Raw genomic sequence first — 9,098 nt, 5'->3', positions numbered from 1 at the left:
CGCTCGCCCAGTCGGAGGCGGAGCCCGGCGCGCCGGCCGTGCCCGAAGCGGCGCCCGCCCTGCGCGCCAGCCCCCTGCTGCAGGAGAAGATCCCCGAAGCCGTGCGCCCGCAGCTGCCGATCTTCGTGAAAGGCGACAGCGTGACCGGCCAGCCGGACATCAACGCCGTCGTCGAAGGCAATGCCGAACTGCGCCGCGGCGACACCATCATCCACGCCGACCGGCTGGAATACGCGGTGCCCGACGACCTCGCCAAGGCGCGCGGCCAGGTGCGCATCAACCGCGCGGGCAACGTGTACGAAGGCTCGGAGCTGGAACTGCGGGTCGATGCCTTCTCGGGCTATTTCGATGCCGCCAACTACCGCTTCCTGATGAATGGTGCCCACGGCGAGGCCAGCCGCGTGGACTTCATCGACCGCGACCGCTCGGTGGTGCACAACGCCACCTACACCACCTGCCAGAAGAACGACGAAGCCACCTGGCAGCCCGACTGGGTGCTGCGCGCGCGGTCGATCCGCATCGACAACGAAGAGCAGGTGGGCACGGCCGACGGCGCGGTGCTGGAGTTCAAGGGCCTGCCCATCTTGCCCATCCCGCACATCACGTTCCCGCTGTCCGACCGCCGCAAGTCGGGGCTGCTGCCGCCCACCGTGGCCATCGACAACGTGAGCGGCGTCGAGTACGCGCAGCCCTACTACTGGAACATCGCGCCCAACCGCGACGCCACCATCACGCCCACCGTCATGTCCAAGCGCGGCGTGAACCTGGGCGGCGAATTCCGCTACCTGGAGCCCACCTACCGGGGCGAGCTGCGCGGCGATTACATGCCGAACGACAAGCTGCGCGACCGCGACCGCTGGGGCTACGGCCTCAAGCACAGCGGCACGTTCGATACGCCGCTGGGCGGCCTGAACTTCAACATGGACGTGAGCCGGGTCAGCGACGACAACTACTGGCGCGACTTCACGCGCAACGTGACCGGCATGACCCAGCTCACCCAGCGCCTGCTGCCCGGCGACGCCACGCTGTCCTGGGGCAAGGACGACATGTCGCTCAGCCTGCGCACCCTCAAGTGGCAGACGCTGCAGGACGTGAGCGCGCCCATCGTGCCGCCCTACGACCGCATGCCGCAGCTGCGCTGGGGCTACAACCCCACCATGCTGCCTTACGGCCTGGATGCCAGCGTGGAGGCCGACTACACCAGCTTCCATGCGGACCGCGCCCTCACCGGCCAGCCCAACGCCCAGCGCAGCTACGCCATGGCGCAGATCAGCCGGCCATTCCTCGCGCCCGCCGGCTTCATCACACCGCGCGTGCAGTTGCACGCCACGCAATACCAGTTCGACAGCCCGCTGGCCAACGGCCAGCGCAACGCGCAGCGCACGCTGCCCACGTTCAGCCTGGACAGCGGCCTGGTGTTCGAGCGCGATGCGCGTTACTTCGGCCGCAACTTCCTGCAGACGCTGGAGCCGCGCGCCTTCTACACCTACACGCCCTACCGCGACCAGAGCCTGCTGCCGGTGTACGACACGGCGGCCAACGACTTCAACTTCGCCACCATCTACACCGAGAACGGCTACGGCGGCAACGACCGCCTGGCCGACAACAACCTGCTCACCCTGGGCGTGACCACGCGGCTGCTGGACCCGGACGACGGCGCCGAGGCGGCCCGCTTCGGCATCGCCCAGCGGGTGCGGTTCTCCGACCAGAAGGTCGTGCTGCCCGGCGAGTCCACCGTCAGCGAACGGCTGTCGGACGTGCTGCTGGGCGCGGGCCTGAACTGGACGAAGCAGTGGGGCTTCGACTCCACGGTGCAATACAACCCCAAGACGGGCCGCTCCATCCGCTCCACCGTGGGCGCGCGCTACAACCCCAGCGCCTACCGCGTCATCAGCGCCGCCTACCGCCTGCAGCGCGGCACCAGCGAGCAGATCGACGTGGGCTGGCAATGGCCCATCAACGACCTGTGGGGCGACAAGGGCCAGGACCTCGGCCCGGGCCGGGGACAGGGCCCCGGCCGCTGGTACACCGTGGGCCGCCTGAACTACAGCATGCAGGACCGCAAGCTGGTGGACACCGTGGTGGGCTTCGAATACGACAGCTGCTGCTGGGTCGGCCGCGTGGTGCTCGAGCGCCTGCAAAGCAGCGTGACCACGGCCAACACCCGGCTGCTGTTCCAGATCGAGTTCGTGGGCTTTTCCCGTCTCTCGCTCGGCTCCAACCCCCTCACCAGCCTGAAGCAGAACATTCCGCGCTACCAGTACCTGCGCGAGCAGACCAGCACGCCCAGCCGCTTCACCAATTACGACTAACCCGACACCTGCCAACCACATGAACCATCGCGCTTTCACCCTGGGCCTGGTGTGCCTGGCCACCCTGGCCTCCCTCGCACCCGCGGGCGCCTCCGCGCAAGGACTGCGCGCCTCGGGCGCTGCCAGCGGCACCGGCGGTACTGGGCTGTCCTCGCGCGCCCTGCCGCCCGTCACCGTGCCCGACGCCCGCACCGGCGCAGACCGCAGCGGCATCCGCCAGGCGGACTACATCGTGGCCGTGGTCAACACCGCCCCCATCACCAACAACGAGGTGCAGACCCGCGTGGCCCGCGTCGAGCAGCAGCTGGCCGCCCAGGGCGGCGAGCGCCCGCCCCGGGACGTGGTGGCGCGCGAAGTGCTCGAGCGCGTGATCAATGAAAAGATCCAGGTGCAGATGGCCAACGAGAGCGGCATCAAGGTGGACGACATCGCCGTCTCCCAGGCCGAGCAGTCGGTGGCGCGCCAGAACAACGTGAGTCTGGAGGAAATGCACCGCCGCCTCGCGATCGACGGCATCAGCAAGGACCGCTTCCGCGAAGAACTGCGCAACCAGCTGCTGGTGCAGCGCCTGCGCGAACGCGACGTCGAAGCCCGGGTGCGCGTGAGCGACCTGGACGTCGACCAGTACCTGCGCGAGCAGCAGTCCGCGTCCGATCCGGCCAAGGTCGAACTCAACCTGGGCCACATCCTGGTGCTCGTGCCCGAGAACGCCAGCCCCGAGGTCGTGGAGCAGCGCCGGCTGCGCGCGCAGCAGGCGGCCGACAAGGTGCGCGCCGGCGACGATTTCGGCCAGGTGGCGCGCGAGTTCTCCGATGCAGCCGAAGGCGCCTCCGGCGGCCTGCTGGGCCTGCGCCCCGCCGATCGCTACCCCGAGCTCTTCGTGCGCTCGACCCAGCAGACGCCCGTGGGCGGCATCGTCGGCCCCGTGCGGTCGCCGGCCGGGTTCCACGTGCTGAAAGTGGTGGAAAAGACCAATGCCGCAGCCCCCACCGTGGCGGTGCAAAGCCATGCGCGGCACATCTTGCTGCGTGCCAATCCGCAGCTGACCGAGACCGCGGCGGCCGCACGGCTGGCCGACTACCGCCGGCGCATCCTGGCGGGCCAGGCAGACTTCGCCACGCTCGCGCGCGAGAACTCGCAGGACGGCAGCTCCAAGCAGGGCGGCGACCTCGGATGGGCCAGCCCGGGCCGCTACGTGCCCGAGTTCGAGGAAGCGCTCAATGCGCTCAAGCCCGGCGAGATCAGCGAGCCCATCGTCACGCGGTTCGGCGTGCACCTGATCCAGTTGCTGGAGCGCCGCGAGGCCAAGCTCACCCAGCGCGAACAGCGCGACATGGTGCGCGACGTGGTGCGCGAAAAGAAGCTGGACGAGGCCTACGCCACCTGGGCGCAGGAAGCCCGGGCCCGCGCGTATGTGGAATACCGCGATCCGCCGCAATGACGCGCCGCCTGCCCACGCGCCTTCGCCGCGCAGCGCCATGAAGCACATCCCGCGCAAGCGCTTCGGCCAGCATTTCCTGTCGGACCACGGCATCATCGATGCCATCGTGCGCGCCATCGGCCCCGAGCCGGGCCAGCCCATGGTGGAGATCGGTCCCGGCCTGGCCGCACTCACGCAGCCGCTGGTCGAGCGTCTGGGGCGCCTTACCGTGATCGAGCTCGACCGCGACCTGGCAGCGCGGCTGCGCCTGCACGGCCAGTTGGACGTGATCGAATCCGACGTGCTGAAGGTGGACTTCGCCCAGGTCGCCCAATCGCTGAACGTGCCCAAGGTGCGCGTGGTCGGCAACCTGCCGTACAACATCTCCACGCCCATCCTGTTCCATCTGCTCGAGCAGGTCGATGTCATTCAGGACCAGCATTTCATGCTGCAAAAGGAAGTGATCGACCGCATGGTGGCGAGCCCCTCCACGGGCGACTACGGGCGGCTGTCGGTCATGCTGCAGTGGCGCTATGCGATGGAGGATGTGCTGTTCGTGCCGCCGGAGAGCTTCGATCCGCCGCCGCGCGTGGACAGCGCCGTCGTGCGCATGGTGCCCCATGCCTCGCCGGCCCCCGTATCACCCGCCCTGCTGTCCGAACTGGTGCAGGTGGCCTTCAGCCAGCGCCGCAAGCTGCTGCGGCACACGCTGGGCCGCTGGCTGCAGGAGCGCGCCTTCCCGGGCACCTTCGATACCCAACGCCGGGCCGAGGAAGTGCCGGTGCACGAATACGTGGCCCTGGCTCAGTCACTGCACCCTGCCTGAGCGCAGGCGGTGCAATGCGGGGACCGGGCCACCCGGCCCCGTGCACTGAAAAGAGTCAAGCGCGGCAAGCAGTGGCCTGAGGGCCCTGCCTGTCGCGCATGACCGCCTGTGGGATCAGGCGGCGGCGAGCCAGTAACCCGCGTTGAACGGGCTGCTCATGCGCAGCGCCAGGGGCGATACGTCAACGAGCTTGTCGGTCGGCATTTTTTCCGCGGAAGGATCGACTGCGATTTCAATGGGCTGCGCTGCGGCGGTCTCGTTAGCCTCGTTCGCCCGTTCTGCCTGGCTGGTGGATGCAGAACGGGCTACAGAAAAGAATAGAAACACCGGAACGGTATCTTTCGATCGCTCCAGTAGTCCGCCGCTTCCCGGAAGATGTCGAGCAACTGCTCGCGTGCTTCCTTGTCGAACTTCACCGTGGTCGGAATCTGCTCCAGCACCACGATGAAGCCCGGTTGCGGGCCCGATTTATGCAATGGGTCCGTCATGCAGTCGTACAGCGCGTCGAAATTCTTTCCGAAGTGCGCCGGGAACATGAACTGGCCTGCGATCAGGTCCAGCACGTCCTGTTTGGTTTGTGCGTGTGCAAGGTTGGCGTACAGGAAGTGTTGGCCGAGCGCCTTGGCCGACTCTTGCAGGTCTTGCACGCGAAAAGCGCGAATAGACTGCACGATGTTGGGGCGCACGCCACGCAATGGGTTTTCCTGATCGTTACGAAGTGGCATTTCCATCTCCGCTGCTCTTTCTTTATGTAGTCACCAATGAGGAATATCCGGAAGTTCGGTCCAGCGGCCCGCCACCAAGGCGGGGGGCCGACAGGCGGGCAACCGATCGCGGCAATGCCGGCGAGCGCTTTTGGCGTCCAGCGTCATTCAACAATTTTTCGAAAGCTCGCGTAGTGGTCGCCGGTGTAGTAGCAGGCATCGGGAACGCGGGGCGCTCCTCCGCACACGATGCGCCGGGCACCACGGTTCTTCGCACCCGGCGTTCTGACGGTGTATTCGCGGTAATAGCCCCGTTTTTCCAGGGGCAGCAACCGTTCGCGATTGCCGAACACCGAACCATCCTTGTCGTAAGGAAATGGTCCACCTTCGCGGATGAGCCCGTAGGTCGCCCGCCCTTGCGGGGGCAACTCGGCCAGTGCGATGGTGGTCACTCCGTCGGAAGACGGGGGTTTTCGGGCCTGTCCCGTGGTCGGGACCAGAACGAACGCGGCACCCAGTACGCACGCAAGACCTGTCTTGTACGCCTGGATGGCGATAGCCTTCAGCATCAACTACACCTTTCAGAAACTACGGGTTTACCCGAAATTTCGAGCCGTTAGTTTGACTTAATCGCCCCCAAAAAGCAAGCGCCTGCCCAATAATTGGGCAGGCGCTTTCAAGGCCAAACGCGTCTAAAAGTTAGCGCTTGCTACGTCATCACCGCTCTACCGGGAGGCATTTGCATCGGCCACCGTGAGTGCCGTCATGTTGACGATGCGGCGCACGGTGGCGCTGGCTGTCAGGATGTGCACCGGTTCCGCCGCGCCCAGCAGCACGGGGCCGATGGCGATGCCACCGCCGGCCGCCGTCTTGAGCAGGTTGTAGGAAATGTTGGCCGCGTCGATGTTGGGCAGGACCAGCAGGTTGGCGCTGCCGGCGAGCGTGCTGTGGGGCATGACCACGGCGCGCTGGGCTGCATCCAGGGCCACATCGCCGTGCATCTCGCCATCCACTTCGAGCCACGGCGCCTGGATGCGCAGCAGGTCGAGGGTCTGGCGCATCTTGACGGCGCTCGGCTGGTTGCTGCTGCCGAAGTTGGAGTGCGACAGCAGTGCGGCCTTGGGCTTGATGCCGAATCGCATCATTTCCTCGGCCGCCATGACGGTGATCTCGGCCAGCTGTTCGGCCGTCGGGTCGTAGTTGACGTGCGTGTCCACCAGGAACACCTGGCGGTCGGGCAGCAGCAGGCCGTTCATGCAGGCGTAGGTGTTCACGCCGGCGCGCTTGCCGATCACCTGATCGATGTAGTTCAGGTGCAGCGCCGTGTGGCCCCAGGTACCGACGATGAGGCCATCGACCTCGCCCTTGTGCAGCAGCATGGAGCCGATCAGCGCCAGGCGGCGGCGCATTTCGATCTTGGCGATGGGCACGGTGATGCCCTTGCGCTCGGTCATGCGGTGGTAGGTCTGCCAGAAGTCGCGGTAGCGGTGGTCGTTCTCGACGTTGACCACGTCGTAGTCCACGCCTTCCTTCAGACGCAGGCCGAACTTCTCGATGCGCTGCGCGATGATGGACGGGCGCCCGATGAGCGTGGGCCGTGCGACTTTTTCGTCCACCACGATCTGCGCGGCGCGCAGCACGCGTTCTTCCTCGCCCTCGGCATAGGCCACGCGCTTCTTGGCGGCCGTCTTGGCGGCGGTGAAGATGGGCTTCATCGTGGTGCCGGAGGCATACACGAAGGTCTGCAGATGGTCGCGGTACGCGTCCATGTCGATGATCGGACGCAGGGCCACGCCGCTGTCGGCGGCGGCCTTGGCCACGGCCGGGGCGATCTTCATCATCAGCCGCGGGTCGAACGGCTTGGGGATCAGGTATTCGGGGCCGAAGGCCAGCGGCTCGCCCACGTACGCGGCGGCCACCACCTCGCTCTGCTCGGCCTGGGCCAGTTCGGCGATGGCGTGCACGGCGGCGATTTCCATCTCCAGCGTGATCGTCGTCGCGCCGCAGTCCAGCGCGCCGCGGAAGATGTACGGAAAGCACAGGACGTTATTGACCTGGTTCGGGTAGTCCGTGCGGCCGGTCGCCATCACGACGTCGCCGCGCACGGCGTGGGCGTCTTCGGGCGTGATCTCGGGATTGGGATTGGCCAACGCGAAGATGACCGGGCGCGCGGCCATTTTGGCCACCATGGCGGGCTTGAGCACGCCGCCAGCGGAGAGGCCCAGGAACACATCGGCGCCCTCAATGACTTCGGACAGGCTGCGGGCTTCGGTCTTCTGGGCGAACAGGATCTTGTCCTCGTCCATCAGCTCGGTGCGGCCCTCGTAGACCACGCCGGCCAGGTCGGTGACGAACACGTTCTCGCGCTTCAGGCCCACCTTCAGCAGCAGGTTCAGGCAGGCGAGTGCTGCGGCACCTGCGCCCGAGGTGACGAGGCGCACGGAACCGATGTCCTTGTTCACCACCTTCAGGGCGTTGAGCATGGCGGCGGCCACCGTGATGGCGGTGCCGTGCTGGTCGTCGTGGAAGACGGGGATGTTCAGCCGCTTGCGCAACTCGCGCTCCACGTAGAAGCACTCGGGCGCCTTGATGTCTTCCAGGTTGATGGCGCCGAAGGTCGGCTCCAGCGCGGCGATGACCTCAACGAGCTTGACCGGGTCCTTCTCGTTGATCTCGATGTCGAACACGTCCACGCCGGCGAACTTCTTGAAAAGGACGCCCTTGCCTTCCATGACGGGCTTGGAAGCCAGCGCGCCGATGTCGCCCAGTCCGAGAACCGCGGTACCGTTGGAGATCACGCCAACGAGGTTTCCGCGCGAGGTGTAGCGGAAGGCGGCGGCAGGGTCCTTGACGATCTCTTCGCAGGGAGCGGCCACGCCCGGGGAGTAGGCCAGCGCCAGATCGTGCTGGTTGACCATCTGCTTCGTCGCGGCGATCGCGATCTTCCCCGGCTTCGGAAACTCGTGGTACTCAAGGGCAGCCTGGCGCAGCAGGGCGCGTTTGTCGGGCGTGGCATTCACCGGGGGGGTCTCGGACATCAAGCGTCTCCAGCTCTATGAAATTCTGCCGAACCCCGCGCCACGGAGGGTTCCAGGGCGAGGTCACGTCTTCAAGGGTGTGAGATTGTAGTCAGCCCGCCGTAGAAACCCTGGTAAGCAATTCCGCTTAACCAGGGCAAAGCACCCATGACCTGGAAACCCCCAGCGCCGCTCCGCCGCTCAGGCCGGATCGAGCGGGAACACCGGCCGGCGCACGTTCCTGAACGGGAACAGCGCGTAGTTGGAACTCGTCACCCCTGTGGGACTGTCGCACTCGACCAGCGCGTGCGACAGCGGCACGAACACCGGGCGGCAGTACATGCGCGATTTGAGCAGCACGAAACGGTGGGCCGTGGGGTCCAGGCCCACGCAGGAGAACACGCCCAGGTCCCACGGCTCGTGCGTGCGTTCGGTCACCACGATGCGCGCCGCGCCGGTATCGAACAGCACCGTGCGCCCCATGGCGCAGCGCTGGCCGGTGTAGATGGGGCCGGTCACGGTGTATTCGCCATCGCTGATGGCCACCACCATGCCCTCGACCGCCACGGGCGCCTTGGCCACGCCGAGTTGCGTGAGCGGCACCTTGTTGCCCAGCCGCACGGCGACGCGCGCGCCGACGCCGGCCGCCACCAGTTCGGCGACCGCCCCGGGGTCGCACAGCGGGCCCACGGCGATGTCTTGCAGGCCGTTGGCGAGCGCCGCCTGCAGCACGTCCATGGCATCGCCAGGTGCCGCCGGTACATGCAGTTGTCGCTGTGGTCCAGCAGCAGCACGGGGCGGTCCGCGCCCACGGCCAGA

The 9,098-nt window shown here is 66.9% G+C and carries 7 protein-coding genes and 1 pseudogene; 3 read left to right on the top strand and 5 right to left on the bottom strand.

What is annotated here, in order from left to right; all coding sequences use genetic code 11:
- From AC27KI_RS14940 to rsmA, 3 genes are all read left to right on the top strand, one after another.
- On the top strand, nucleotides 1–2,312 hold a 2,312-nt coding region (locus AC27KI_RS14940; protein WP_487114508.1), incomplete at its 5' end, for an LPS-assembly protein LptD.
- A 19-nt stretch (nucleotides 2,313–2,331) separates the two neighbouring features.
- Entirely contained in the window at nucleotides 2,332–3,753 is a 1,422-nt protein-coding gene (locus AC27KI_RS14935) for a peptidylprolyl isomerase (RefSeq protein WP_284430552.1), read from the top strand.
- A 37-nt stretch (nucleotides 3,754–3,790) separates the two neighbouring features.
- Nucleotides 3,791–4,558, top strand: a complete 768-nt coding sequence (gene rsmA, locus AC27KI_RS14930) for a 16S rRNA (adenine(1518)-N(6)/adenine(1519)-N(6))-dimethyltransferase RsmA (protein ID WP_487114506.1) — start codon at nucleotides 3,791–3,793, stop codon at nucleotides 4,556–4,558.
- A gap of 114 nt (nucleotides 4,559–4,672) precedes the next feature.
- Here the strand turns inward: rsmA and AC27KI_RS14925 are convergent, their stop codons facing one another.
- From AC27KI_RS14925 to AC27KI_RS14905, 5 genes and pseudogenes are all read right to left on the bottom strand, one after another.
- Nucleotides 4,673–4,885, bottom strand: a complete 213-nt coding sequence (locus tag AC27KI_RS14925) for a hypothetical protein (protein ID WP_217640151.1) — start codon at nucleotides 4,883–4,885, stop codon at nucleotides 4,673–4,675.
- Nucleotides 4,864–5,289, bottom strand: a complete 426-nt coding sequence (locus tag AC27KI_RS14920; RefSeq protein ID WP_092742419.1) for a barstar family protein — start codon at nucleotides 5,287–5,289, stop codon at nucleotides 4,864–4,866. Before AC27KI_RS14920 ends, AC27KI_RS14925 begins: the two co-directional genes overlap by 22 nt.
- Before the next feature lie 137 nt (nucleotides 5,290–5,426).
- Complete coding sequence (locus AC27KI_RS14915) at nucleotides 5,427–5,831, bottom strand: guanyl-specific ribonuclease (RefSeq protein WP_284409931.1); 405 nt, start codon at nucleotides 5,829–5,831, stop codon at nucleotides 5,427–5,429.
- Between the two features lie 156 nt (nucleotides 5,832–5,987).
- The gene (locus AC27KI_RS14910) at nucleotides 5,988–8,300 is read right to left on the bottom strand and encodes an NADP-dependent malic enzyme (RefSeq protein WP_487114504.1); all 2,313 of its coding nucleotides are present in this window, start codon (nucleotides 8,298–8,300) and stop codon (nucleotides 5,988–5,990) included.
- A gap of 180 nt (nucleotides 8,301–8,480) precedes the next feature.
- Nucleotides 8,481–9,098 (bottom strand): annotated as a pseudogene (locus AC27KI_RS14905) (MlrC C-terminal domain-containing protein); the annotation flags it as partial.

It is taken from the genome of Acidovorax sp. KPB24-03 (genome assembly GCF_057546605.1).
This window is presented reverse-complemented; position numbering and strand designations above follow the sequence as displayed.

What these genes read in the sequence shown, in the direction of transcription:
- AC27KI_RS14935 (WP_284430552.1), top strand. Translation starts at nt 2,332, where the DNA reads ATGAACCATCGCGCTTTCACCCTGGGCCTGGTGTGCCTGGCCACCCTG.
- rsmA (WP_487114506.1), top strand. Translation starts at nt 3,791, where the DNA reads ATGAAGCACATCCCGCGCAAGCGCTTCGGCCAGCATTTCCTGTCGGAC.
- AC27KI_RS14920 (WP_092742419.1), bottom strand. Translation starts at nt 5,289, where the DNA reads ATGGAAATGCCACTTCGTAACGATCAGGAAAACCCATTGCGTGGCGTG.
- AC27KI_RS14915 (WP_284409931.1), bottom strand. Translation starts at nt 5,831, where the DNA reads ATGCTGAAGGCTATCGCCATCCAGGCGTACAAGACAGGTCTTGCGTGC.
- AC27KI_RS14910 (WP_487114504.1), bottom strand. Translation starts at nt 8,300, where the DNA reads ATGTCCGAGACCCCCCCGGTGAATGCCACGCCCGACAAACGCGCCCTG.